This window comes from Flagellimonas zhangzhouensis (assembly GCF_900102925.1).
GTDB classification, from domain to species: domain Bacteria; phylum Bacteroidota; class Bacteroidia; order Flavobacteriales; family Flavobacteriaceae; genus Flagellimonas; species Flagellimonas zhangzhouensis.
Genome location: NZ_FNKI01000001.1, coordinates 514,140 through 538,333 on the forward strand (window position 1 = coordinate 514,140; position 24,194 = coordinate 538,333).

General features: G+C 40.7%; 26 protein-coding genes and 1 tRNA gene. 12 read left to right on the top strand and 15 right to left on the bottom strand.

The genetic code is table 11. The features are described 5' to 3' along the window. Positions 1-102 precede the first annotated feature (102 nt). From BLQ18_RS02225 to BLQ18_RS02255, 7 genes are all read right to left on the bottom strand, one after another. Entirely contained in the window at positions 103-1,308 is a 1,206-nt protein-coding gene (locus BLQ18_RS02225) for a primase-helicase family protein (RefSeq protein ID WP_090292209.1), read from the bottom strand. Between the two features lie 75 nt (positions 1,309-1,383). Continuing rightward, on the bottom strand, positions 1,384-1,653 hold the full coding sequence (locus BLQ18_RS02230; RefSeq protein ID WP_090292211.1) for a helix-turn-helix domain-containing protein: 270 nt from the start codon (positions 1,651-1,653) through the stop codon (positions 1,384-1,386). A 464-nt stretch (positions 1,654-2,117) separates the two neighbouring features. Continuing rightward, positions 2,118-2,327: a GDCCVxC domain-containing (seleno)protein gene (locus tag BLQ18_RS17065; RefSeq protein ID WP_090293639.1), complete on the bottom strand. Its 210-nt coding sequence runs from the start codon at positions 2,325-2,327 to the stop codon at positions 2,118-2,120. Next, on the bottom strand, positions 2,327-2,929 hold the full coding sequence (gene merTP / locus BLQ18_RS02240) for a mercuric transport protein MerTP (protein ID WP_090292213.1): 603 nt from the start codon (positions 2,927-2,929) through the stop codon (positions 2,327-2,329). Before merTP ends, BLQ18_RS17065 begins: the two co-directional genes overlap by 1 nt. A 1-nt stretch (position 2,930) precedes the next feature. Next, positions 2,931-3,302: an ArsR/SmtB family transcription factor gene (locus tag BLQ18_RS02245; RefSeq protein WP_090292215.1), complete on the bottom strand. Its 372-nt coding sequence runs from the start codon at positions 3,300-3,302 to the stop codon at positions 2,931-2,933. Between the two features lie 393 nt (positions 3,303-3,695). Next, positions 3,696-3,769 (bottom strand) — tRNA-Ala (locus tag BLQ18_RS02250). A gap of 56 nt (positions 3,770-3,825) precedes the next feature. Further along, a complete protein-coding gene (locus tag BLQ18_RS02255) occupies positions 3,826-4,623 on the bottom strand; it encodes a universal stress protein (RefSeq protein WP_090293640.1) in 798 nt (265 codons plus the stop codon). A gap of 53 nt (positions 4,624-4,676) precedes the next feature. On the opposite strand from BLQ18_RS02255, the gene BLQ18_RS02260 reads away from it, so the two are divergent. From BLQ18_RS02260 to BLQ18_RS02275, 4 genes are all read left to right on the top strand, one after another. Continuing rightward, entirely contained in the window at positions 4,677-5,177 is a 501-nt protein-coding gene (locus BLQ18_RS02260; RefSeq protein WP_090292217.1) for a GNAT family N-acetyltransferase, read from the top strand. A gap of 12 nt (positions 5,178-5,189) precedes the next feature. Next, positions 5,190-6,524 (top strand): MATE family efflux transporter, encoded by a 1,335-nt coding sequence (locus BLQ18_RS02265; RefSeq protein ID WP_090292219.1) that lies wholly within the window; start codon positions 5,190-5,192, stop codon positions 6,522-6,524. A 33-nt stretch (positions 6,525-6,557) separates the two neighbouring features. After that, the gene (locus BLQ18_RS02270) at positions 6,558-7,325 is read left to right on the top strand and encodes an enoyl-CoA hydratase/isomerase family protein (protein WP_090292221.1); all 768 of its coding nucleotides are present in this window, start codon (positions 6,558-6,560) and stop codon (positions 7,323-7,325) included. 99 nt (positions 7,326-7,424) lie between these two features. Beyond that, positions 7,425-8,192: a UDP-2,3-diacylglucosamine diphosphatase gene (locus tag BLQ18_RS02275; protein ID WP_175443700.1), complete on the top strand. Its 768-nt coding sequence runs from the start codon at positions 7,425-7,427 to the stop codon at positions 8,190-8,192. Here BLQ18_RS02275 and BLQ18_RS02280 read toward each other — a convergent pair. The 4 genes from BLQ18_RS02280 to BLQ18_RS02295 all read right to left on the bottom strand — a co-directional run bounded on the left by BLQ18_RS02280 (position 8,189) and on the right by BLQ18_RS02295 (position 12,064). Beyond that, complete coding sequence (locus BLQ18_RS02280) at positions 8,189-9,448, bottom strand: MFS transporter (protein WP_090292223.1); 1,260 nt, start codon at positions 9,446-9,448, stop codon at positions 8,189-8,191. The genes BLQ18_RS02275 and BLQ18_RS02280 overlap by 4 nt on opposite strands. A gap of 6 nt (positions 9,449-9,454) precedes the next feature. Further along, a complete protein-coding gene (gene recJ, locus BLQ18_RS02285; protein ID WP_090292225.1) occupies positions 9,455-11,143 on the bottom strand; it encodes a single-stranded-DNA-specific exonuclease RecJ in 1,689 nt (562 codons plus the stop codon). Between the two features lie 49 nt (positions 11,144-11,192). Further along, positions 11,193-11,543 carry a four helix bundle protein gene (locus BLQ18_RS02290; protein WP_090292227.1) on the bottom strand — a complete coding sequence of 117 codons (351 nt, stop codon included), beginning with the start codon at positions 11,541-11,543 and terminating at the stop codon, positions 11,193-11,195. A gap of 98 nt (positions 11,544-11,641) precedes the next feature. Further along, the gene (locus tag BLQ18_RS02295; RefSeq protein WP_090292229.1) at positions 11,642-12,064 is read right to left on the bottom strand and encodes an OsmC family protein; all 423 of its coding nucleotides are present in this window, start codon (positions 12,062-12,064) and stop codon (positions 11,642-11,644) included. Positions 12,065-12,118: 54 nt separating this feature from the next. On the opposite strand from BLQ18_RS02295, the gene BLQ18_RS02300 reads away from it, so the two are divergent. Next, positions 12,119-12,721: a carboxymuconolactone decarboxylase family protein gene (locus BLQ18_RS02300; RefSeq protein WP_090292231.1), complete on the top strand. Its 603-nt coding sequence runs from the start codon at positions 12,119-12,121 to the stop codon at positions 12,719-12,721. Here the strand turns inward: BLQ18_RS02300 and BLQ18_RS02305 are convergent, their stop codons facing one another. The 3 genes from BLQ18_RS02305 to BLQ18_RS02315 form a co-directional block, all read right to left on the bottom strand. Continuing rightward, positions 12,722-13,852, bottom strand: a complete 1,131-nt coding sequence (locus tag BLQ18_RS02305) for a DUF819 family protein (protein ID WP_090292233.1) — start codon at positions 13,850-13,852, stop codon at positions 12,722-12,724. A gap of 98 nt (positions 13,853-13,950) precedes the next feature. Further along, a complete protein-coding gene (rsmI, locus tag BLQ18_RS02310) occupies positions 13,951-14,622 on the bottom strand; it encodes a 16S rRNA (cytidine(1402)-2'-O)-methyltransferase (RefSeq protein ID WP_090292235.1) in 672 nt (223 codons plus the stop codon). A gap of 33 nt (positions 14,623-14,655) precedes the next feature. Further along, positions 14,656-15,351: a hypothetical protein gene (locus tag BLQ18_RS02315; RefSeq protein WP_090292237.1), complete on the bottom strand. Its 696-nt coding sequence runs from the start codon at positions 15,349-15,351 to the stop codon at positions 14,656-14,658. Positions 15,352-15,508: 157 nt separating this feature from the next. Between BLQ18_RS02315 and BLQ18_RS02320 the strand changes: the two genes are divergently transcribed. The 4 genes from BLQ18_RS02320 (at position 15,509) to BLQ18_RS02335 (ending at position 18,942) form a co-directional block, all read left to right on the top strand. Continuing rightward, complete coding sequence (locus BLQ18_RS02320; protein WP_090292239.1) at positions 15,509-16,153, top strand: thymidine kinase; 645 nt, start codon at positions 15,509-15,511, stop codon at positions 16,151-16,153. Continuing rightward, positions 16,146-17,255 carry an alanine racemase gene (gene alr, locus BLQ18_RS02325; protein ID WP_090292241.1) on the top strand — a complete coding sequence of 370 codons (1,110 nt, stop codon included), beginning with the start codon at positions 16,146-16,148 and terminating at the stop codon, positions 17,253-17,255. The genes BLQ18_RS02320 and alr overlap by 8 nt, the downstream gene beginning before the upstream one ends. A gap of 74 nt (positions 17,256-17,329) precedes the next feature. Beyond that, positions 17,330-17,737: a large-conductance mechanosensitive channel protein MscL gene (gene mscL, locus BLQ18_RS02330; protein WP_090292243.1), complete on the top strand. Its 408-nt coding sequence runs from the start codon at positions 17,330-17,332 to the stop codon at positions 17,735-17,737. 191 nt (positions 17,738-17,928) lie between these two features. Further along, a complete protein-coding gene (locus BLQ18_RS02335) occupies positions 17,929-18,942 on the top strand; it encodes an aspartate-semialdehyde dehydrogenase (RefSeq protein WP_090292246.1) in 1,014 nt (337 codons plus the stop codon). A gap of 67 nt (positions 18,943-19,009) precedes the next feature. Here the strand turns inward: BLQ18_RS02335 and BLQ18_RS02340 are convergent, their stop codons facing one another. Then, a complete protein-coding gene (locus BLQ18_RS02340) occupies positions 19,010-20,251 on the bottom strand; it encodes a S8 family serine peptidase (protein ID WP_090292248.1) in 1,242 nt (413 codons plus the stop codon). Between the two features lie 285 nt (positions 20,252-20,536). Here BLQ18_RS02340 and BLQ18_RS02345 point away from each other — a divergent pair, with 285 nt between their 5' ends. The 3 genes from BLQ18_RS02345 to arfB all read left to right on the top strand — a co-directional run bounded on the left by BLQ18_RS02345 (position 20,537) and on the right by arfB (position 24,193). After that, the gene (locus BLQ18_RS02345) at positions 20,537-22,690 is read left to right on the top strand and encodes a prolyl oligopeptidase family serine peptidase (protein WP_090292250.1); all 2,154 of its coding nucleotides are present in this window, start codon (positions 20,537-20,539) and stop codon (positions 22,688-22,690) included. A 125-nt stretch (positions 22,691-22,815) separates the two neighbouring features. Then, entirely contained in the window at positions 22,816-23,811 is a 996-nt protein-coding gene (locus tag BLQ18_RS02350; RefSeq protein WP_090292252.1) for an ABC transporter ATP-binding protein, read from the top strand. Continuing rightward, positions 23,789-24,193 (top strand): alternative ribosome rescue aminoacyl-tRNA hydrolase ArfB, encoded by a 405-nt coding sequence (gene arfB / locus BLQ18_RS02355; protein ID WP_090292255.1) that lies wholly within the window; start codon positions 23,789-23,791, stop codon positions 24,191-24,193. Before BLQ18_RS02350 ends, arfB begins: the two co-directional genes overlap by 23 nt. Position 24,194: the final 1 nt, after the last annotated feature.

Sequence of the window (24,194 nt, forward strand, 5' to 3'; positions counted from 1 at the left end):
TTTTGTTTTTTTCTTCATAGTACCTGTCATCATTTTTTATTTTGATGACAGAATGATGACAAAGTGATGACAGCCCAAACCCTTATGAACACTGGGCTTATATCAATCTGTCATCAAATCATCAAAATTTTGGACCAAAAAATTCTTTTTTATGGTAAAGTACCTTCCCTTGGCGTCCTCGGTGTTGATCTCACCGGTGTTCCAGATGGTGATTTTTTGGTACTTGTTGGAATTGGGCTGGTTGTCCAGTTTCCAATCCTTTTTCAGCAACCGCCTCAATTGGGTCAGGTCGGTCTTGACCCGTGTGCGGTTGAGCATGTGTAGGGCATCGATGGGACAAAGGTCAACCGAGTCCATCTCGAACTTTTCCATGGCGCTGAGCAATAGGCTGGCCAGTTCCTTCTCCACCCGGTTCCGGTTGTTGTTCACCAGTTTCTTTAGGGCAGGGGTATAGACCTGTTTTGGTGTGAACCACATTCGTGTTCTTTGCTTGGTACTGTACTCCCTTTTTGAAAGGAATTGCAAAAAAGAGGGCACCTCCTGGGCCAACTGGTCCAAGAAATCGGTGTCCTCCCTTTTAAGGGAAGGGATCTTCCTCACCCAGAACCGGGTCTCATGGGCATCGATCTTGATAAAACTGTCCTCGTTGTTGCTGCACAGTATAAATTTACCAAAGAATTCCACTTCCCGTTTGTCCTTGCCCTTGGCCTCCAGCTTGTTCCGGTTGGTGGTGCTCAGGTATTTGATGCGCTCGGTGAGTTCCTCCTTGTTGAACAGCACCTCGTCCACGCATATCAGCAACTTGTTGGCCCAGTCCGCATTGAACTGGCTTGCAAAGCTGTCGTTGGTCAGATAGGTCAGGTTGTTGCCAAAGATTTCCTTGAGCCATTTGAGAAAGGTGCTTTTCCCGGTGTTTCTTTCGGTGGATACCAGACAGAGGATGGGGAGCACCTGCACCGGTCTTTGGTACAGGAGTTTCAGATAGTCCAGTCCCAGCTCCAGTTGATTTCCGAAGATATGCTTCAAAAAGCCCCGTGTCCTTATTATACATCCCTCTTTCGGTTCATGCGTCAAAGGGGAATAGGTATTGTAGAAACCATGGTGTTCCTTTTTAAAATTCACATGGCAAGGAATACAGGCGAACCCGTCATATTTGGGCACCTTGCCCAGATAGTCCTTGCCATGGTCCTGCTTGATGATATGCTCGTTCCACGGAACCAGCTGCTCGTTGAAATGTCCCGAAATGGTAGGATACTTTACAATTTTATAGAAAGACGTGCCCACCCTTATATAAGGTACTATTTTCATATTTTGAAATTTTTGAAATCTTAGGGTTTCTATGAAATTATCGTGAGTCCACAAATAATTTAAAGAGGAATTCGACTAGGGAATCGAATCCCCGATCGTTTTGCTTTCCGGTAAAGGCTTCTGTTGGTTCTGCAGCAGCCAACGCACTATCTTTTTCCTTTCGAAGAAAATCAGTTTTCCATTGGGCTTGGAGTGCGGGATATGCCCCGCAGCGGTAAGCTTGTACAGATAGCTTCTTGATATGCCGGTATAGTCACAGGTCTCATCGAAGGTCAGCACTTCTTTATTGGCGATCAATAGCCTTTCCAAACGGTCGAGCCGTTCCAGTATTAAAAAATTGTCCATTTTATTTCTTTTTAAAGATTAGAAATGAACAAAAGCGCTTTTGTTTTCTTTTGAAGAATTCTTTGGATAAAGATAAAAATAAGGAGGAGGGAAAGTAAGATTGACCGATTGATTTTATTCACAAATAATTGATATACAGTTTTTTATGTTAAAAAAGTTCAAATATAATGGTATTGATAAACCCTTAGTTTTATTTGGTTTTATTTGGTTTCATTTGATACCAAATGGAACTGTTCTTATTTTTGGCAAATAGGTGGTTTAATGGAAGAAAGCAGAGTTATCAACAATTAAGACTAGGGGAGTTAGAAAATAGGCACTTTAAAAAAGCATGTTTTAATCTTTGGATTGTCTTAATGAAGTCTGATACTTTGATACTACTTTAAGAAAGTCTAGCGCTTTTTTGAAAAATACTGTCTTGAAAATCGTTCGTTTAACAGTACAATGCTTAGAAAGAGATTCAGAGATCAACTACAACAACTCTTGTTTTGTTGGATGGGTGGACAAGCGACAGTACCATAGGAGCAGAAAACACAGCAATCCCCCTCTTTAGGGCGTAGTACTTCTTTACAATTTTCACAATCATAAAAGAACTGGCAAGCTGTCGTTGGCATTTCTTCTTCTTTCTTGTGTCCACAGTTTGGACACGTAATTGTAGATTCTAAAATAGCTTCCATCATTCTATGATTTTATATCCTGTCTTTCCAACCGCAGCTTCTATTTCATTAGTGTTTACCTTACTGTTGTCAAACTTTATAAAAGCTTTAGAAGTCTCATAATTGGCATCTACCTCTAAAATACCCTCTAGTTTATTTACCTCGTTTTCGATATGGGCTTCGCAACCTGCACACGTCATTCCCTCAATGGAATAGTTCACTTCACTTACGTTACTTTCAGATACATAAACGATTTGCTTTTCAACATTCGAGTTGGGATAAAACAAATGCGAATAGTATGGAAATGCCAACGTTATACCCGCAAAAATTGTAACCAAAAACAGGAACTTTTTTGATTGGATAAATTTAGGTTTGTCATCATCACAGGCGCAATCAATATCCTGTGGACGTGGCTTTAATTTTTGATACCAGGCAAAACCAAGAATCAAAACGGTCAAACCTACCAAAATAGGCCTATAGGGTTCTACCCAAGAAAAGGTAGAGGCAACTCCCGCAGTTCCGGAAAGCAACGCCAAAACAGGAGTTATGCAACATAGAGAAGCTACGATAGCCGAAAACAGCCCAGCAAAAGCAGTTCGATTTGATGTCATTGTTTTTTTCATCTTATGCAGTTTTTCTTTCAGATGCTACATTACTTAAAATAGTAGTCAAAAAAGCTTTATTCTCCTCTGAAATTCGATAAAAGATGGTTTGACCATCTCTACGGGTAGAAATGACATTGACATCCTTCATCTTACGTAAATGCTGGGAAATAGCGGGAACGCTCATTTCCAGAATATCCGCAAAGTCACAAGGACATAATTCGTTTTCTCGTTGCAACAGATACAACATTTTAAAACGAACCTTATTACCGGCCAGTGCCATAACCTTACTTATTCCCTCGATGGAAGTTGATACAGCGTTCAAATCTTCTTTACAGCGTAGTATTTGAACGTAATCGGCCTCTGCCCTAATGCAGCTAGTTTCAAGTTTCATATATATTCTTTCCAACAAAGCTACATTAATATAATTATTTAAGCAAGTACTTAAATAGAATAGATGCGGTTCTGTTTAACGGCCCTTTTTTTGAACTTCTTTTCTATTTCAAAAATTCTGTTGTCATTCGGTCACATTTGTGGTCTCTTTTATTTGTTTCGTTAATTGACCTTTTATGGGACTTAGATTCATAAATCTAATAATGAAGCTAACGCATGTAATAAATGTGATACTTTTTCAAAAAATTATGCTATAAAGGATTAAAAAGCATAGAAATAGCCCAATTTGAATCAAATAATACCGAGCTTAATTTAAAACCAGTTTTGCGTGCAAATTGCGTGCAAATGAAAAAAGCTCCAAAAGTTAAAAACTCTTGAAGCCTTACTGTTACTGTGGAGAATACCGGATTCGAACCGGTGACCTCTTGCCTGCCAGGCAAGCGCTCTAGCCAACTGAGCTAATCCCCCAAAGCGTGCGCAAAGGAAATACTTTTTTCTGAAAGTATCAAAAATAGTGCGCTTGCTTAATCTTTTTTAACGCTGAGTACCAACACAGGAATCGGCACAAAGAACTCCGATTTCGGAATCGTGTTTGTTTCCCATAGTTTTTTAAAGAAACCACGCTTTCTACGGAACACACACAACATATCTGGATGTTCCTTTTGGAAAAACTCGGTTACCCCTAAATAGGTAGTTGCATTTTCGGTAATGGACAACTGAGAACTCAAGTCCATTAAAGCCGTATTAACCTTAAGATCATCTTGGGTATAGCCAGGTCTTTTTACCAACAATAGGCTCACTTCTGATCTAAATTTATTTTTGATGATGATCAAAGGGTTCAGGATACTGTTTCGCTTTAAGATACCCGATCCAAAAGCAGTCAAGATCTTTTTCGCAGGCTTAAATTCAGTTCCTTTAGGAACAATTAGCGTTGGAATTTCGGTTTGTTTAATAATTCTACCAGAAGTGTTCCCTAAGTACAATTCCTCTTGAATATCATTACTTCTTGGGGCGATAATGATCAAATCAATTCCCAATTCTTTATTTATTTCTTTTAGGCCATCAACAATATCGCCATTATAGGTAGCCATTTTAACATCAACACCTTTGGTATCTACCTGCTCCAAAACTTCCTTTAAATGTTCTTTAGCGCTCTTTGCTACTTTTTCCTCTACATTGGCGAGAGTTCCAACGGCAGTTGCCACAGAAAATACGTCCATCATGTAGACATGTGCCCCAAATTGTGTGGCAAAGTCAATGGCATATTGAAGCGTTTTAGAAGAATCAGGGGATGTCCCAATGGGTACAAGAATATTGTTCATGGTTTGGTGATTACGTTTAAACCTTAAATTTACAATTAAATTGAAATCAATCAATGATAAGACCCGCAAAGATATCTGAATTGGAACATATCTTGACCATAACAAAGGCATGCGCCCAAAAAATGCAGTCGAACGGTATTTTTCAATGGAACGAGCACTATCCCTCCAAGGCAGCATTTTTAAAAGATATTGAAAGAAATGAACTTTATGTAATCACCGAAAACGATATGGTTTTGGGAACAATCGTGATATCAACTTTAATGGATAAGGAATACCAACCCATCGAATGGCTCACCCCAAATGGAAACAGTACCTACATCCATCGCCTCAGTGTTCACCCAGATCATCAAGGCAAAGGATTCGCACAGCGAATGATGGATTTTGCAGAAGATCACTCCAAAAAAGAGGGGTTTATTTCGGTGCGGTTGGACACTTTTTCCCAAAACCTGAGAAACCAACGTTTTTACGAACAAAGAGGCTATCAAAAATTAGGAGATATCTTCTTTACCAAACAAAGTGAGCATCCCTTTCATTGTTATGAATTAGTGCTGTAACTTGCGGCCGATTTGAGTACACCCGTTAATTTTAAAAGTATTACCCGACTGGCCATTCCTGCAACCATTTCAGGAATTGCAGAACCAATTCTCTCTATCACAGATACCGCTATTGTCGGAAATATTCCTGTTGATGGATTGGAATCCTTGGCTGCAGCGGGCATTGTGGGGTCGTTTTTATCCATGTTGATTTGGGTGCTTGGACAAACGCGAAGTTCCATTTCGGCCATAATTTCCCAATACCTTGGAGCGGGCAAATTGGACGAAGTAAAAAATCTCCCAGCACAGGCCATTTTCTTTAATATTTTGCTCAGCATTTTCGTTTTGTTGACCACCATTTTTATTATTGAAGAAATTTTTTCGCTGTTCAATGCTTCAGGAAAAATATTGGAGTATTGCATTTCCTATTACTCCATTCGCGTTTGGGGATTCCCGTTGACGCTATTCACTTTTGCCGTTTTTGGCATTTTCAGAGGGCTTCAAAACACCTTTTATCCCATGGTCATTGCCATGCTCGGAGCAGGCTTGAACATTGTTTTGGATTTCGCTTTTGTTTATGGTATTGATGGCATTTTACCCGCCATGTACCTTGAAGGCGCTGCGTGGGCCAGTTTAATTTCTCAAGCGATTATGGCCATAATTGCTTTGATTTTGTTGTTGAAAAAGACAGAAATCAGCATGAAATTGGTTTTTCCTCTCAACAAGGAAATGAAAAATGTGATTTTCATGAGTCTGAACTTGTTCGTGCGCACCATTGCACTGAATGCGGCTCTAATGTTGGCCGTTCGAGAAGCCACCACTTTGGGGGATGAATTTATAGGAGCACACACGATCGCCATCAACCTTTGGTTGTTCTCAGCATTTTTTATTGATGGATTCTCTGCCGCAGGCAACAGCATGGGAGGGAAACTTTTGGGTGCCAAAGACTACTCTGGGCTCTGGCTGCTCTCAAAAAAAATACTGCTTTACGGCATGGTCGTGAGTGTAATTTTAATGGGATTTGGATTCCTTTTTTACCAACCAATCGGCCGACTTTTTTCCAATGAAAGTGTCGTGCTTACCACTTTTTATGGCATTTTTTACATTGTGATTCTTGGATTGCCCATGAATACCCTTGCTTTTATTTTTGATGGTTTATTTAAAGGAATGGGTGAGATGAAATATTTGAGAAATGTACTCCTGGCAGCTACATTTTTAGGCTTTATCCCCACACTTTATCTTGGAAAGTTTTTAGGATGGGGATTCTATGCCATTTGGATCGCTTTTGTAGTTTGGATGATGATTCGTGGCTTTGCCCTGGTTTGGAAATTTAGACAAAAGTTCCACCCCTTGGTTCAAAACCATTAATTTAGCACCCAAAGACATCTGATAATCGATTCCATGTCAACAGATAGAACCAACGGAAGTTTATATACCAAAATTGAAAACAGGATTGCGACTGTTGAGTTTGGGCATCCTGCCAGCAACTCTTTTGTATCGGAACTTTTGGCTCGACTTGCCAAGGAGTTTGACCAGTTGGCGCAGAATGATGAAGTTTCTATCATCGTTTTAAAATCTGAGGGCGATAGGGCTTTTTGTGCGGGCGCTTCTTTTGATGAATTGGTTGCCATTTCCAATTTGGAGGAAGGCAAACTATTTTTCAGTGGCTTTGCCCATGTGATCAACGCCATGCGCAAATGTTCAAAACCCATTATTGGAAGAGTTCAAGGAAAAACTGTTGGTGGCGGAGTTGGATTGGCTTCAGCCTGCGATTATGTGCATGCCACTGTGGAGGCTGCCATCAAACTTTCTGAGATTTCAATTGGAATTGGTCCCTTTGTCATCGCCCCAGCAGTGGAACGTAAAATGGGTAAAGCTGCCTTGGCAGAGTTGACCTTATATCCCACCGAGTGGAAAAATGCTTATTGGGCCAAAGAAAAAGGGTTGTACGCCAAGGTCTACGATTCTATTTCTGAAATGGACAAAGAACTGGACATTCAGCTTCAAAAATTGGCTACATACAATCCAGAAGCTCTATCTAAAATGAAAAAAGTATTGTGGGAAGGGACCGAACATTGGGATTCCCTTTTGTTGGAACGTGCCGAAGCTTCAGGTAAGCTTGCCCTTTCGCCCAATACAAAACAAGCATTGGAAAAATTTAAAAAATAAGATGTCATGACGAATTTAATGTTCCCCATTTTGGCCCTTTTTGTAGTTGTAGTCTACGTGGTCAATAGGATTAGAAGTAATCGACGCTATAAAAGATAAATGAACGATATTACCCTTGCCAAAGGCAAAAAAGTCTATTTCGCCAGCGACAATCACCTCGGTGCTCCCACTTCAAAGGACAGCTTGCCCCGTGAAAAGAAGTTTGTGGCATGGTTGGATTCCATTAAGCACGATGCAGCTGCTATTTTTTTAATGGGTGACCTTTTTGACTTTTGGTTTGAGTACAAAACAGTGATTCCAAAGGGGTTTACCAGAACCTTAGGCAAATTGGCCGAGCTTTCGGACATGGGCATCCATATCACCTATTTTGTGGGCAACCACGATCTATGGATGAATGGTTATTTTGAGGAAGAACTCAACATCCCTGTCTATCACAATCCCCAGCAATTCAACATCAACAATACTTCCTTTTTTATTGGACATGGTGATGGTTTGGGGCCCCACGACAAGGGTTTCAAACGGATGAAAAAGGTATTTACCAACCCTCTTGCCAAATGGTTGTTCAAATGGTTGCACCCCGACCTTGGGGTTCGCTTGGGACAACATTTATCCGTGAACAATAAGATTATTTCTGGGGAAGCTGATGCTAAATTTTTAGGGGAGAACAAAGAGTGGTTGATTCTGTATGCCAAGCGTAAATTGGAAACCCAACATTACGACCATTTTATTTTCGGACACCGTCATTTACCGATGGAAATCAAACTGAATGAAAGGTCGACCTACACCAATTTAGGTGATTGGATTTCTTATTTCACTTATGCAGTTTTTGATGGAGAAAAACTGAGCTTGGAAAAGTACGAAGCTTAATCTTCCTTTTCGTGTTCATCAATATCCTTTTGAAGATCCAGCTTTCTAAAGGTCGGAGAAATTACGGCTGTGGCACCAGCTGTGAGTAAGGTCATACATCCACCGAATACCACTGCGGTCACTGTACCCAGTAATTTGGCGGCCAAACCACTTTCAAAAGCGCCCAGCTCATTGGAAGACCCCACAAACATGGAATTTACCGATGCTACCCTTCCACGCATATTGTCAGGAGTTTTTAATTGTAAAATGGTCTGACGGATAATCATGGAAACGCCATCCACGGCCCCACTCAAAAACAAGGCAACAACCGATAACCAGAAAAGTTCTGAAAGTCCGAAAACGATGATACAAACTCCAAATGCGAAAACGGCCAGCAACAATTTTTTACCTGCATTTTTATGCAATGGAAATCGCGTAGACCCCAACATGGTAATGGATGCCCCAACGGCGGGTGCTGCCCTCAAAATTCCAAATCCCTCGGAACCCACATGCAAAATATCTTGGGCATAAACAGGTAAAAGTGCCACAGCTCCCCCGAACAATACCGCAATCATATCCAAAGTCAATGCGCCAAAAATGGCTTTGCTTCCAAAAACAAACTTGAGTCCATCTTTCAAACTTTGGAAAACAGGCTCTCCAATTTTAGGGTTGAGAATGGGCTTTTTCGGAATCTGAAACAAGAATAAAAGTGCCATTAACGAGAAACCAAAAATGAGGCACATGCTCCAATGCACCCCTATCCAACTGATGGAAAACCCAGCTAAAGCTGGACCCAAAACCGAGGCCAATTGCCAGGTGGAACTACTCCAAGTAGCGGCATTGGGATATATTTTTTTGGGAACGATCAAGGCAATCAAGGAGAAAATGGTCGGTCCTAAAAATGAACGGACAAATCCACCTAAAAACACCAAAGCATAAATAGAGTACAAAATGGTCTTAGACGACCAAGAATCTTCCAAACCTGGCCAACTCAATAAAAACAATCCCAAACTAATCACCGAAAATCCAGCGATGCAAGTCACCAAAAGGTTTCTTTTTTCCCGTTGATCCACAATATGCCCTGCAAAGAGGGCCATGCTGACCGCAGGAATCACCTCCATCAATCCAATAATTCCCAAGGAAAGTGGGTCTTTGGTCAAGGAATACACCTGCCATTCGATCACAATAAATTGCATGGACCAAGCAAATACCATGGCAAAACGTACCAATAAAAATATGTTGAATTCCTTATATCGGAGTGCTGCGTAGGGGTCCATAAAGTGCTAGCGAATATCTCTGAGTTTTAGTTGCAGGCTCACCGTTCCGTTCCATTCATTCTCGTCCAACGAAAATACAGCATCGAAAGGTTTTATTCGCTTTACCACTTCCAATTTATTTCCCAAATTAAATCCGATGGCACCAATAGGTGTTGTACCATTTTGGTGCACACTTGCTTTCAAATGTTTCTCACCCTCACCAACTCCTCTGGCGTATCCCGAATCTTTTAATCCCTCTGCCATAAAAACTGGGGTCATATTTCCTGGTCCAAAAGGGGCAAATTGTTTTAAAATACGCATGAATTTTGGGGTTATCTGCTGCATTTCAATTTGGGCATCAATAGTAATTTCGGGTTGTAATAATTTTGGATCAATGGTTTCTGCAACCACTTTCTCAAATTGATTTTTGAATGCTTCGTATTGCTCCTCCAACAAGGTTAATCCCGCAGCATACATATGCCCCCCAAACTGCTCTATATGTTCAGAGCAACCTTCTAGTGCATTGTAAATATCAAACCCCTTTACCGAACGCGCGGACGCAGCCAATTTGTCGCCACTTTTTGTGAAAACCAGGGTTGGGCGGTAATAGGTTTCTGTCAGCCTTGAAGCCACAATTCCGATGACGCCTTTGTGCCATTCTTCTTTGTAAACAACAGAAGTAAATCTTTGTTCTTCTTCATTTTCGCGGATTTGAAGCAAAGCTTCTTCTGTAATTTCTTGATCTAAGCTTCTTCGCTCTGTATTGAATGCTTCAATTTCTTGCGCAAACTTTTGGGCAGTTACATAATCGGTTTCGGTGAGCAAGGCCACTGCATGTTGACCATGTTTCATTCGACCTGCGGCATTGATTCTGGGTGCAATGATGAAAACCACGTCCGTTATGGTCAATTCGCTCTTTTGGGTTTGATCAATAATGGCCTGGATTCCTATTCTTGGATTCGAATTGATTACTTTCAAACCATAATGGGCCAATACCCTATTTTCTCCTGTAATCGGAACGATATCGGCTGCTATGGCCGTAGCCACTAGGTCCAAATAAGGGAATAAATCCTTTACCGACCCTCCTTGCCTTACTGTCAAAGCCTGAATCAATTTAAAACCTACACCACAACCACATAATTCTTTGTATGGATAACCACAATCCTCTTGCTTGGGGTCCAAAATGGCAATAGCATCTGGCACTTTATCACCTGGTCGGTGGTGGTCACAAATAATGAAATCTATTCCTTTTTCTTTGGCGTATTCTACCTTGTCAATGGCCTTGATGCCACAATCCAGTGCAATGATCAAAGAGAAATTGTTGTCCTCGGCAAAATCTATCCCTTGATAGGAAACTCCATAACCTTCCTCGTATCGATCGGGAATATAGGTGGCCACATTGGGATAGGTTGCCAAAAGAAATGAGGACATCAACGCCACGGCTGTGGTACCATCCACATCATAATCACCAAAAACCAGAATATTTTCTTGATTGGCTATGGCGATTTCTATCCGTTGCACAGCTTTATCCATATCTTTCATCAGAAATGGATTGTGCAAATGGATCAAGTCGGGTCGAAAAAATGCTTTTGCTTGTTCGTAATTGGTAATTCCGCGTTGCAACAGCAGTTGAGCAACCAAATCATCTACTCCCAAAGCTTGGGCAAGTGCATCGATGGATTCTTGGGTAGGTTTTGGTTTAATGGTCCAGCGCATAGTTTTAAAAGTTCAAGTTCAAAATTTAAGCTCAATCTCAAATTTCGAGTTACTTTTTCTTTTTGATTACGGTAGCAGTGATTTTAATCAATTGTTCAACTTCGTCCAATAACCCTATGCAAATTCCTTTATTGCCATAGTTTATTTTCTTCAAGATCTTTAGGATTACCCTTGATTCTTTCAATTCCCTTAAGGTAATCGTAGCCCTATAAACAAAGTCCTTGTTTGAGTTGGTTCCTTGAGCTTCCCCAAGATTCAAGGCAGCGCTTCCAGCGGAACGAAGTAATTGATTCCCGTAAAATTGACCAGTAAAATCGTTGGTTAAATCATGACAAAAAGTAGCGATGTCAGCCGCCAAATCCACAAACCTTTCCTCTAAATCAAATTTTTTTTGAGTCATAAATCTTTTAATTGATTCTGAGGTTGACCCAATAAATATAAATGATTTATCTGAATTTGAACTTGAGCATTGTGCTTGACCCTTTTCCGATAACTGATTTACTTAGTATGATAAAATATCTGAATATCCAACTTAGCAAACTTTCGGAACATTTCCATAACACCACAATACTTTTCTACGGACAAATCAACCGCTTTTTTAAGCTTGTCTTCCTTTAGGTTTGCTCCATAAAAATGGTACTCCACAATTACCGAATCGTAATATTTGGGGTGCTCCTCGGTAAGATTTGCAATGGTATCTATCTTAAAATCATCAACTTCCAACTTCATCTTCTTGATTAAGGAAGCCACATCCAAACCTGAGCATCCAGCCAAGGCTGAAAGCATCAATGCTTTTGGACGCAATCCATCCCCTTCACCGCCACTTTCTGGCCCTGCATCAATGGTTAAAGTCTTTCCCGATGGGTTGTTACTTTCGAATTTCATCCCACCCAACCAAGTAGTTGTGATATGATTTGTCATGATGTTTAATTTTTGTTTCTTGTAGCGTCAAAAATACGATTTAAAATCTCATTCATGGCCTTAGTTTTACCACTTGACCCAGACCACGACCTCGAAACCAAAGAACTTGCTGAGTTCTTTAACGAAACTCTTGGGTTTTGTCCAAACTCTGTCCTCACCATGCAGCATAGGCCTGCTATTTCAAAGGCATTTATTAATTTAAACAAGGCGGTAATGGCCAATGAAGGGCGCGTGACCTCAGCCTTAAAACGAATGGTGGCTTGGGTAAGCAGCAACGCTACGGGATGTCGCTATTGTCAGGCCCATGCAATACGAGCTGCTGAACGTTATGGGGCGGAACAGGAGCAATTGGACAATATTTGGGAATACCGAACACACCCTGCCTTTTCAGAAGCTGAAAGGGCCGCATTGGACTTTTCCATTGCTGCCTCACAAGTACCCAATACTGTAAATGCTGATTTAAAAAAACGTTTGCACAAATACTGGGATGATGGTGAAATTGTGGAAATTCTTGGGGTAATTTCACTTTTTGGTTACCTCAACCGATGGAATGATTCCATGGGCACTACCATTGAAGATGGCGCTGTGGAAAGTGCCAACAAATATTTAGGTGAAATTGGTTGGGAAAAAGGGAAGCACGATGGTTCTCGTTATTGATCACACCATCAATCCCTCCAACAAATAAATCGTCAACATCCCCCAAAAAGTGCCTGTGGCCATACTTAAAATGGCTAAAATAATGGCATGGGGCATCCAACTACTTCTATAAGCGGCCGTAACGGCAGGTGCAGTGGCAATTCCACCTACATTGGCCATGCTTGCAATAGGCACCCAAGCCATGTTCACGTTCAACAGTTTGGCAACAATGATCATGAAAATAAAATGCCCTCCCAGCCAAATCAACAGAAAACCGAAAAAGGCCATATCAAACCCAAACATATCAAATCGCAATTTTAGTCCTAAAATTGACATTACCACCAAAATTAAAATACGTCCCAATTTTAAGGTGAATCGGAAATTCCATTTAGGGATAAAATTGCCCAAAGCCAATCCAAGAAAAGACAAAACAACCACTTTGGCCACAAAAGCATTCAATAATAAATCAATGGCAAATACTACAAAAAGCATAACAATCAGTGTCAACCAAGGAGAAAGAAGTCTTCCGTTTTCGGTTTGAATTCGTTCAGGAATTTCTTGATCGGATATCCTAAAGGATTTATTTAAAGCATTACTCTTTTTAATGGTTTGAAACATGAGAATAGTCCATACATTGACCAAAATATTGTCCATGATCAACACCGAAAGAAAAATGTTCTCTGGACAATTGACGAGTTCTTTCAACACCAATTGACTAGTGCTGCCCCCAATCCAACTCCCAACAATGGGCGGAACCCCTTTCCAAAATCCATTTGCATATAAGGTAGTTGCCACCAATTCGGTTTTATCAAAAAGGATGACAAACAACACTGGAAAAAGTGCAATAAATAAAGAGCCTGCCAAAAAAACAACAATGGGTTTGTAGCCAATGGATTTAAGCTGATGCAGGGATAAACTTGCCATAACGGCAACAATGGTCAATGGAATAAAAAAATCACGACTTAACCCGTGTATGCTGGATTGGGAAAAATCAAGCCCAAAAACATAACTTATCACGGCGGGAATAATGTAGGAAAGCAAAATAGCGGGTACCCAATCAAAAAGTGATTTGACCCATTTGTGTTCCCAACGGTCCAAAAAATAAACACAGATTACCGTGAAACATGTTATACCCCAAGGTATCCATTCCATTATTTATTCCCATTTATCTCAAAGATGGAAACAAAGCAGTTTTCGAAGTTGAATTGCTTTGATTTTCATTGAGTTGATTCTAGAAATAAATATAGGCTTTATTTCTTCCCGCCAACCACAATTACAAATTCACCTTTGGGAGCTTTTTCAGTGAAGTGTTGCAAAACTTCTGAAAGCGTACCTCGAACGGTTTCTTCGTACAATTTGGTCAATTCGCGGGAAACGGAAACAGGTCGGTCCTCCCCAAAATATTCAGCAAAATGTGCTAAAGTTTTTAAAAGTTTATGCGGAGACTCATAAAAAACCATGGTTCGGGTCTCTTCGGCCAGTTGCTGCAATCGGGTTTGTCTTCCTTTTTTTACGGGCAAAAATCCCTCGAAAACAAATCGGTCGTTGGGCAGTCCACTATTCACCAAGGCTGGAACAAATGCTGTGGCTCCTGGCAAGCATTCCACCTCTATATCATTTTCCACGCAAGCGCGTGTTAATAAAAAACCAGGGTCGGAAATCGCTGGGGTTCCCGCATCGGAAATCAAGGCAAAAGTAGCCTCTCCTTTCAATTTTTGAACCAAGGATTCCACCTGTTTATGCTCATTGTGCATGTGGTGGCTCTGTAAGGGCGTATCAATTTCAAAATGTTTCAGCAGTTTGCCGCTGGTACGGGTATCTTCGGCCAGCACCACATCGACTTCTTTCAACACCTTAATGGCGCGTAAAGTGATATCCTCTAGATTTCCTATTGGGGTTGGAACAAGGTATAATTTTCCCATAAACCAAAGTTACGGTCTTATTGGGAATTAGATTTAAGAAAATCTTCTTTGAATCAATGCAATAAAACGGGTTTCGTATTCTTCTTTTCCTTTCCAGCCATCGTACTCGGGTTTTACCATGTTTTGGATGAAAGAAACAGAACGCTCCTCAGAATCGATAGTATTGAGCTGGGATAGCACACGAGTATAATCCTCCATGCTGTCATGGAAAAGATGCTTCACAAAGGCCAATTTATCATTTAGGCCCACTTGCAAATCTTTGGCATGCCTATCATTAACAGATTTTACTTTTGTAGATTTTTCAGCCACAACTTGAGTATCTGCCTGTCCACCTACTTGCTCTTTATCATTTTTGATGACTTCTGGTTTGGCTACAAATTCAGCGAATACCCTTTCCAAATCTGCTTGGGATGGCATTTCCGAAACAATATCCTTGATAGTGGCCATCGAGGGTCTTGTAATAATATCATCTTGGTGAGGATTGCTTTCGGGCACAGAAATATTTCCACTTAGAACAGCATTGGCCAATTTTTCAAACCGAGTGGCGATGACATTTTTGGAAGTATCCACCTCAACATCACTCAATTTTTCATCGATAAACTTAAGTACGGCCAATTTTTCATAAATCTCTTTGGATTTTTCGTACATCGAGATCAAATCGGAATCCTCCCTAGCCGTAATAATTTCGGTGGATAGCTTGATCAACTCTTCCCGCAACTTCTTTATCATAACTAATTTTCTTTACTTTAAAAATATAATCAATTTCTCGATTCTTTTAAGAACGAAAGGTTAAATTTTGTACTAAACTAGGGGTATATTTTTTTAGTAGCTTTGTGCTTAGTCCCAATATAACGGGAAAACACACAATTTCGTTCAAAAATACGGTATGTTTCTCGAAAACACGGTCAACCATAAAGAACAGTTTGGATGGATTGAGGTTATCTGCGGCTCCATGTTTTCAGGAAAAACCGAAGAGCTCATCCGTCGATTAAAAAGAGCCCAGTTCGCCAAACAAAAGGTAGAAATTTTTAAACCCATTGTGGATACACGATACCATGAAGAAATGGTAGTATCCCACGATTCCAATGAAATAAGATCCACTCCTGTACCTGCCGCGGCGAATATTCGATTGCTGGCAGACGATTGCGATGTGGTGGGGATTGACGAAGCCCAGTTTTTTGATGATGAAATCGTTACGGTTTGCAATGATCTTGCCAATAGAGGGGTCCGCGTTGTGGTTGCAGGATTGGATATGGACTTTAAGGGCAATCCTTTTGGTCCCATGCCCGCTTTGATGGCCACTGCGGAGTATGTAACCAAGGTGCACGCAGTATGCACCCGTACAGGAAATTTGGCCAATTATAGCTTTCGTAAGTCGCATAACGACAATTTGGTGCTTTTGGGAGAAACCGAAGAATATGAACCTTTGAGCCGTGCCGCCTTTTTTAAAGCGATGCTGCGGGAAAGAATTAACGAAATGGATGTGGATTCGGAAGAAGTGACATCCAAAAAACAATCATCCAATGAGTAAGGTGGGCGAAACAACATTGGTCCTCGACCTATCCGCCTTGGCTCACAATTACCACTATTTACGCTCTAAAATAAAGCCAGAAACCAAATTTTTGGGTGTGGTAAAAGCCTTTGCCTACGGAAGTGATATGGTGGTTATCGCTAAAAAACTAGAGCAGCTTGGCGCTTATTATTTGGCCGTTGCCTATGAGAACGAGGGTGTTTTGCTCAGAAATACAGGAATCAAACTTCCTATATTGGTGCTACATCCATTGGCTTCCAATTTTGAGGGTTTGATCAAGTACAATCTTGAGCCCAGTATCTATTCCAAAAACATACTAACCCAATTTTTAGCTGAAGCTAGCTCGAAACAGCTTGATGCCTATCCCATCCATATTAAATTCAACACCGGATTGAACCGTTTAGGGTTTTCTGAATCTGATTTGGACTTTATTTCAGATGAAATCAAGGAAAATAGAAATGTAAAAGTAGTCTCTACCTTTTCCCATTTAGCAGCTTCGGAAGATGCCAATGAACGGGAATTCAGCCTAAATCAGATTGCAGCGTTTAAAAAGTTAAGTGGTGCCCTTAATCAAAAGTTGGGCTATGCTCCAATGCGACACATGTTGAACACTTCGGGTATCATCAATTATCCCGAAGCGCAATTTGAAATGGTTCGCAGCGGCATAGGATTGTACGGCTATGGAAACGAAGCTGCTGTGGATGCATCACTTCAACCTGTGGCTACTTTAAAAACCATCATTTCACAAATTCATCATATTGGTCCAAACGAATCCGTAGGGTATAACCGTGCTTTTTCATCCCAAGAACTGAAGAAAACTGCTACGTTGCCCATTGGCCATGCCGATGGCATTGGCAGACAATACGGTAAAGGAAAAGGGATTGTTACGATTCATGGTAAAAAAGCTCCCATAATTGGGAATGTTTGTATGGATATGATCATGGTGGATATTACAGGGATTGATTGCAAAGAGGGGGATGAAGTTTTAGTTTTTGGTCCTGACAAATCCGCAGAAAGTTTTGCGGAAGGGGCAAACACCATTTCCTATGAGATCCTTACTGCCATTTCTCAACGTGTAAAAAGAGAGGTTAAAGAAGGTTGATTTCCCTAATATTTTGGTAAAATCATATGCTTTTTTGCTTAATTTGTCCCTGTTAACCAATACTTGACTATAAAATGGGATTTTTAAAAGAGTTTAAAGACTTTGCGATGAAAGGAAACCTGGTGGATATCGCCGTAGGTTTCGTTATGGGTGCTGCTTTCAATAAAGTAGTTTCTTCTTTTACTGGTGGAATTGTTTCCCCATTGATTGGATTGCTGTTCAAATCAGATTTCAACGATTTAAAATATGTGATAACAGAGGGGACTGTAAACGATGCAGGTGAAACAGTGGGTGAAATTGCAGTTCTATATGGTGCATTCTTGACCAATGTAATCGATTTCTTGATTGTTGCTTTCGTAATGTTCATGATCGTAAAAGGTGTGAACAAAATGAAGAAAAAAGAAGAACCTGCTCCAGAAGCTCCAAAGGGTCCAACCCAAGAAGAGTTGTTGGCAGAGATTCGCGATTTGTTGAAGAAATAAAATCGTTGGTGCTGATTCATTTCAGCATCCCCGCTACATCACAATAACCATTTAAAAACCATCAATGTGTTTCGCTAACATGTTGATGGTTGTTTTATTTATAACATTTTGTTATTTTTTGATTATTCATTGCTAAAATGCTTGTTTAACTCGCTGACTGAATTACCTTTGCGGCAAGAAATTAAATTACAATGAAAGTAGCAGTTGTTGGAGCCACCGGAATGGTAGGCGAAGTAATGTTGAAAGTGTTGGAAGAAAGAAACTTCCCTATTTCAGAATTGTTGTTAGTTGCCTCAGAACGTTCTGTGGGCAAAAAACTTACCTATAAAAATGAGGAATTTACCGTAATCGGTTTGGCTGATGCTGTTGCCGCACAACCTGATATTGCCATTTTCTCAGCAGGTGGAGATACTTCATTAGAGTGGGCTCCCAAATTTGCGGAAGTAGGCACAACGGTAATCGATAACTCTTCTGCATGGCGAATGGACCCGACCAAAAAATTGGTGGTTCCAGAAATCAACGCATCAGAATTGACAGCGGAGGATAAAATTATTGCCAACCCTAACTGCTCTACCATTCAATTGGTAATGGCATTGGATCCATTGCACAAAAAATACCAAATGAGACGTGTGATTGTTTCAACTTACCAATCCGTTTCTGGAACTGGGGTAAAAGCCGTTCAGCAAATGGAAAATGAGGCCGCTGGCATCGAAGGTGAAATGGCATATCCTTACCCTATCAACCGAAATGCGTTGCCGCATTGCGATGTATTCTTGGACAATGGCTATACCAAAGAAGAAATGAAATTGGCTCGTGAGCCACAGAAAATATTGGACGATCGTACCTTTTCAGTTACGGCAACCGCAGTGCGTATCCCAACCGCTGGAGGACATTCCGAATCGGTAAACGTGGAGTTCCACAACGATTTTGATTTGGCAGAAGTACGCACTATTTTAAGCGAAACGCCTGGAATCATTGTTCAGGATGATACTGCGAACAACTCTTACCCTATGCCGATTTATGCCAATGGAAAAGATGATGTTTTTGTGGGTAGAATCCGTAGAGATGAAACTCAACCGAATACGTTGAACATGTGGATCGTGGCCGACAACTTAAGAAAAGGGGCTGCTACCAACGCCGTTCAGATTGCAGAGTATTTGGTAGAAAACAATTTGGTTTCTAATACTTCTGAGACTGTTTCCTAAGTTTTCCGAAGTAACGATAAAATAAAAAAGGGGCCTAATTGGCCCCTTAATTTTTATAGTGGTAGTGTTAATTTACTCCGATAGTATCTGCATCCCCATCAGGATCGCCACTTACCGTTCCTCCATTGCTAATATTTCCTAATAGCAACAAGCCACAAGCATGTGGAGAAGCCATAGAGGTTCCACTAATGGTGTTGTATCCGCCTGGCCAAGTAGATTTGATGGCAACTCCAGGTTCACAGTAATCCACTGGTGGATTCCCATAGTTGGAAAAAGAAGCCCAGTTATCCCCTTCAGACATTGCAGAAATGGTATAAATATTATTTCCGTTGGCAGAAGCTGGTGATGAACCATTGGCATCCGAACTTTCATTACCTGCTGCAATTGCAAATTTTACTGTGGATGAAGCGCTAATTACTGCATCATTCACTGCTTGTGAGAATCCACCACCTAAACTCATGTTAGCAACATCGCCATTGGAAGCGTTGGCAGCCACAAAATCGATGCCCGCAATAACTCCAGAATAGGAACCGCTTCCTCTACGATCCAATACTTTAACTGGAATCACGGTTGCGCCTGCCGCAACACCAACAACGCCTATTTCATTGTCTAGAGCTGCAACAGTACCTGCCACATGGGTTCCGTGACCGTTTTTGTCAACAGAAAGGTCAGAATCAGGTCCATTGGTGAAGGCATTGTAGCCTCTACTTACATCAACATTTAAATCCTCATGGGTAGATTCAATACCTGAATCAATGATCCAAGCTACGTTATTTCCAGTGTAGGTTGCACCACCATTAACTCTAGCAATTCCCCAAGGAATTTCTTGACCAGTGGTTCCTCCACCACCTCCACCACCTGGACCTTTGCCTGGAGGAGGCGCCAACGTGAACATTTGGTCTTTTTCAATATATGCTACTCTTGGGTCTGATTTTAAAGTGTTGGCTTGATCACTGCTCAAACGCGCAGAAACTCCAGTCAACGTTTTGCTGTAAACTCGCTCGATGAGGTCACCCTTCATTTGAAGACTTCCCAACACCTCAGTGGCCAATTGTTTTACAGCTCCTGTTGCCGATTTATAATCTGTTCCAAATTTTGCCCCTACATCGCCAGTAACTTTTTGGTCGAACACTACAATATAGGATCCATCAATTTCATAACTGCCCTGATTAAAAATCACTGCTTCTTCAGGAAGAATACTTTGATTTTCGGGGCTTTCCAACCCTGATTGAGAATCATCAGAACAAGAGAATAAAATCATCCCTGTGCTGGCCAATAAGACTGCGCTCTTTAAAAGAGGTTTTTTCATAATGCTAATAGTTTTAGTTTTCATTTGGTCTCAATGTAATACAATTCCTCACAATTTTATGTTACCATGTTACATTTTTATTAACATTACGTTAACGTTTTGAATTATTTAAGTGCAACCAGACTTTTAAAAATCTTAGCTTGTCAAGCTTTTTTCAACGTTTAAGGTTAGCACTTATAATGCCCTTTCTGTCTTTCTTTCACAAAATTCGTTAAAGCCGTATTTGACTTCTGGGGATTACTTGATTTTATGGTATTTTTATCAGAATCAATTCTAACAAATTATATGAAAAACATTAGTCTATTGGCTACCATCGTTTTGTTGACGGCCTGTCAAAAAACTACCAAAAGAGAACCTATAGCAGTGACCTATCCTACAACAAAAAAAGTCGATACCGTAACGGACTATTTCGGCACCGAAGTAAAAGACCCATACCGCTGGTTGGAAGACGACCGAAGCGAAGAAACCGAAGCTTGGGTAAAACAACAAAATTCCGCCACCTTTGGTTATTTGGATAAAATTCCATTCCGTGAAGACCTTAAAAACCGTTTGGAAAAGCTTTGGAACTACGAAAAAGTAGGCTCTCCTTTCAAAGAAGGTGACTATACTTACTACTACAAAAACAATGGCCTCCAAAATCAATATGTGGTGTACCGCAAAAAAGGAGGTGGCGAAGAAGAAGTGTTTTTGGATCCAAATACCTTTTCTGAAGATGGGACAACCTCTTTAATGGGACTTAATTTTACCAAGGACGGTTCCAAAGCCGCTTATCTTATTTCAGAAGGGGGTAGCGATTGGAGAAAAGCTATCACCATCGATACCGAATCCATGGAAATTGTGGAAGACACTTTGGTGGATATTAAATTCAGTGGCATTTCTTGGAAAGGGAATGAAGGCTTCTACTATTCCAGTTATGATAAACCTGAAGGCAGTGAACTTTCGGCCAAGACCGATCAACACAAATTGTACTATCATAAATTGGGAACACCGCAATCCGAGGATATAATCATTTTTGGTGGTACCCCAGAAGAAAAACACCGTTATGTAGGTGGATATGTTTCCGAAGACCAAAACTACCTCTTCATTTCGGCATCTATTTCCACTTCTGGAAACAAGCTATTTTTGATGGACCTCACCAATCCAAATCCTGAATTGGTTACCATTTTAGGGGATACTGATTCGGATACTTACGTTATCGACAACGAAGGTTCCAAACTCTATTTGGTGACCGACCGTGAAGCGCCAAATAAAAAAGTGGTTGTGGTTGATGCATCAAACCCAACTCCTGAAAATTGGACGGATTTGATTCCAGAAACCGAAAATGTATTGACCGCAGGCACTGGTGGAGGTTACTTTTTCACGGAGTATATGGTGGATGCCATTTCCAAAGTGCTTCAATACGATTATGATGGAAAATTGATTCGCGAAGTGCAATTGCCTGGTGTAGGCAGTGCTGGTGGATTTGGCGGCAAGAAAGAGGATAAGGAATTTTATTTCTCATTTACCAATTACAACACACCAGGATCGTCCTATAAATTCAATGTTGAATCTGGCGAATACGAGCTGTATTGGAAACCTCAAATTGATTTTAATCCCGAGGATTATGAATCAAAGCAGGTATTCTACAATTCTAAGGATGGCACAAAAGTTCCGATGATCATCACCTATAAAAAAGGATTGGAATTGAACGGGAAAAACCCAACCATACTTTATGGTTACGGTGGCTTCAATATTAGTTTGACCCCCTCTTTTAGTATTGTAAATGCAGTTTGGATGGAGCAAGGTGGAGTGTATGCTGTTCCCAATCTACGTGGAGGTGGAGAATATGGTAAAAAATGGCACATTGCTGGCACCAAACTTCAAAAGCAGAATGTTTTTGATGATTTTATCGCGGCAGCCGAGTATTTGATTGCTGAAAACTATACTTCCAAAGAATATTTGGCCATCCGTGGCGGATCTAATGGTGGTCTTTTGGTGGGAGCCACCATGACCCAACGTCCAGATTTAATGCAAGTGGCTTTACCAGCTGTTGGTGTTATGGACATGCTTCGCTACCATACTTTTACCGCTGGAGCGGGATGGGCTTACGATTATGGCACATCGGAAGACAACAAAGAAATGTTCGAATATTTGAAAGGATATTCTCCTGTACACAATGTAAAGGAAGGAACGTCTTATCCAGCAACTTTGGTGACAACTGGTGACCATGATGATCGTGTGGTACCTGCACACAGTTTTAAATTTGCTGCCGAATTGCAGGAAAAACAAGCTGGAAATCAACCTACATTGATCAGAATTGAGACCAATGCAGGTCACGGAGCAGGAACTCCTGTGAGCAAGACCATTGAGCAATATGCCGATATTTTTGGATTTACCTTGTTCAATATGGGATATGATGAACTGCCTAACCAAGCCGTGCTAAAAGAATTTAAAGATTAACTTTAATTCTAAGATATAAACAGTCAATTCGAGCGGAGTCGAGAACCATTTTATTTGGGCTAATCAACAAATCTCGGCTTCGCTCAACTTGACAGATTTCTTAAACTGACCTTTGATTCGCATACATGCTTAAAGTACAGATTGATTCCTTTGGCTACCAAGAAAAGCCGATACTCAAGGACATTTTATTTGAAGTAGTCCCTGGGGAACATTTGGCCTTGATGGGTGAAAGTGGGTCGGGCAAGAGTACATTGCTCAAAATTATTTATGGACTGCTCCATGTGGAGGATGGTTCCATTTTTTGGGGTGAACAAGAAGCTTTGGGACCTAATTTCAATTTGGTGCCTGGCGAACCTTATATGAAATATTTGGCACAAGATTTCGATTTGATGCCCTTTATTACCGTTGAGGAAAACATCGGTCAGTTTCTATCGGTATTTGAACGTGAAACCCATCAAGAGCGTATCCAAGAATTATTGGAGCTGATTGAATTGGAAGATTTTGCCAAAACCAAAGTCAAAAATTTGAGTGGTGGACAGCAACAAAGAGTAGCCTTGGCTAGAGTTTTGGCTCAAGAACCTGAAATTTTATTGTTGGACGAGCCTTTTGGACATATCGACAACTTTAAAAGGAACACGCTACGAAGAAAGTTGTTCCCCTACCTCAAGAAAAAAGGTATTACGGTACTTACGGCCAGTCATGATCCAAGTGATGTATTGCCATTTGCTGAACGCACCTTGATATTGGACAAGGGAGAATTAGTTGCACTCAACACCACGAGGTACCTTTATAAAAATCCCCCTAATCATTATACAGCATCCTTATTTGGGCATGTTAACCAAGTGCCCATGAAACTTCTCAAATCATATTCTGAAATAGATAGGTCCGTGTTGGTATATCCTCATGAATTCAAATTTTCCGATGCTTCGGGTTTAAGGGTCGAAGTGACCAACAGCCTCTTTATGGGTAGTTTTTACCTCAACGAAAGTGAAGCCGAAGATGGTACCAAAATTCTCTTCAAAACGGACACTGAACAAGAAAGAGGGGACACTATTTTTCTTAATGTATCTTTGAAGACCATCAACAAGAGGCTTCAAGTTGGACAAAAAGCAAATACATAACGAATTACAATTTAAGGCTGTTCGAAGCAGTGGTGCTGGAGGGCAACACGTGAACAAAGTTTCCTCTAAAGTGGAGGTGTCTTTTAATATTGCATTATCGCAAGGATTATCCAATATCGAAAAGCAGCGAATTTTGCTCAAATTACAATCGCGTTTATCCAATGACGGTGTCTTGCTTTTGCAATGCGATGAAGCTAGAAGTCAGCACCGCAACAAAGATTTGGTGGTTAAACGACTTTTTGATGTGCTTACAAAAGCATTTGAAATTCCCAAAAAACGAAAGAAAACAAAACCAACAAAGTCTTCCGTGGAAAAAAGGCTTAAACTAAAAAAGATGTCAGCGGAACGAAAAGCCACCCGTAAAAAACCGAATTGGGATTAGA

Bases quoted from the DNA above. Each gene is read 5' to 3' on its own strand.
- BLQ18_RS02225 (WP_090292209.1), bottom strand. From the start codon at position 1,308: ATGAAAATAGTACCTTATATAAGGGTGGGCACGTCTTTCTATAAAATT.
- BLQ18_RS02230 (WP_090292211.1), bottom strand. From the start codon at position 1,653: ATGGACAATTTTTTAATACTGGAACGGCTCGACCGTTTGGAAAGGCTA.
- BLQ18_RS17065 (WP_090293639.1), bottom strand. From the start codon at position 2,327: ATGGAAGCTATTTTAGAATCTACAATTACGTGTCCAAACTGTGGACAC.
- merTP (WP_090292213.1), bottom strand. From the start codon at position 2,929: ATGAAAAAAACAATGACATCAAATCGAACTGCTTTTGCTGGGCTGTTT.
- BLQ18_RS02245 (WP_090292215.1), bottom strand. From the start codon at position 3,302: ATGAAACTTGAAACTAGCTGCATTAGGGCAGAGGCCGATTACGTTCAA.
- BLQ18_RS02255 (WP_090293640.1), bottom strand. From the start codon at position 4,623: ATGAACAATATTCTTGTACCCATTGGGACATCCCCTGATTCTTCTAAA.
- BLQ18_RS02260 (WP_090292217.1), top strand. From the start codon at position 4,677: ATGATAAGACCCGCAAAGATATCTGAATTGGAACATATCTTGACCATA.
- BLQ18_RS02270 (WP_090292221.1), top strand. From the start codon at position 6,558: ATGTCAACAGATAGAACCAACGGAAGTTTATATACCAAAATTGAAAAC.
- BLQ18_RS02275 (WP_175443700.1), top strand. From the start codon at position 7,425: ATGAACGATATTACCCTTGCCAAAGGCAAAAAAGTCTATTTCGCCAGC.
- BLQ18_RS02280 (WP_090292223.1), bottom strand. From the start codon at position 9,448: ATGGACCCCTACGCAGCACTCCGATATAAGGAATTCAACATATTTTTA.
- recJ (WP_090292225.1), bottom strand. From the start codon at position 11,143: ATGCGCTGGACCATTAAACCAAAACCTACCCAAGAATCCATCGATGCA.
- BLQ18_RS02290 (WP_090292227.1), bottom strand. From the start codon at position 11,543: ATGACTCAAAAAAAATTTGATTTAGAGGAAAGGTTTGTGGATTTGGCG.
- BLQ18_RS02295 (WP_090292229.1), bottom strand. From the start codon at position 12,064: ATGACAAATCATATCACAACTACTTGGTTGGGTGGGATGAAATTCGAA.
- BLQ18_RS02300 (WP_090292231.1), top strand. From the start codon at position 12,119: ATGGCCTTAGTTTTACCACTTGACCCAGACCACGACCTCGAAACCAAA.
- BLQ18_RS02305 (WP_090292233.1), bottom strand. From the start codon at position 13,852: ATGGAATGGATACCTTGGGGTATAACATGTTTCACGGTAATCTGTGTT.
- rsmI (WP_090292235.1), bottom strand. From the start codon at position 14,622: ATGGGAAAATTATACCTTGTTCCAACCCCAATAGGAAATCTAGAGGAT.
- BLQ18_RS02315 (WP_090292237.1), bottom strand. From the start codon at position 15,351: ATGATAAAGAAGTTGCGGGAAGAGTTGATCAAGCTATCCACCGAAATT.
- BLQ18_RS02320 (WP_090292239.1), top strand. From the start codon at position 15,509: ATGTTTCTCGAAAACACGGTCAACCATAAAGAACAGTTTGGATGGATT.
- alr (WP_090292241.1), top strand. From the start codon at position 16,146: ATGAGTAAGGTGGGCGAAACAACATTGGTCCTCGACCTATCCGCCTTG.
- mscL (WP_090292243.1), top strand. From the start codon at position 17,330: ATGGGATTTTTAAAAGAGTTTAAAGACTTTGCGATGAAAGGAAACCTG.
- BLQ18_RS02335 (WP_090292246.1), top strand. From the start codon at position 17,929: ATGAAAGTAGCAGTTGTTGGAGCCACCGGAATGGTAGGCGAAGTAATG.
- BLQ18_RS02340 (WP_090292248.1), bottom strand. From the start codon at position 20,251: ATGAAAAAACCTCTTTTAAAGAGCGCAGTCTTATTGGCCAGCACAGGG.
- BLQ18_RS02345 (WP_090292250.1), top strand. From the start codon at position 20,537: ATGAAAAACATTAGTCTATTGGCTACCATCGTTTTGTTGACGGCCTGT.
- BLQ18_RS02350 (WP_090292252.1), top strand. From the start codon at position 22,816: ATGCTTAAAGTACAGATTGATTCCTTTGGCTACCAAGAAAAGCCGATA.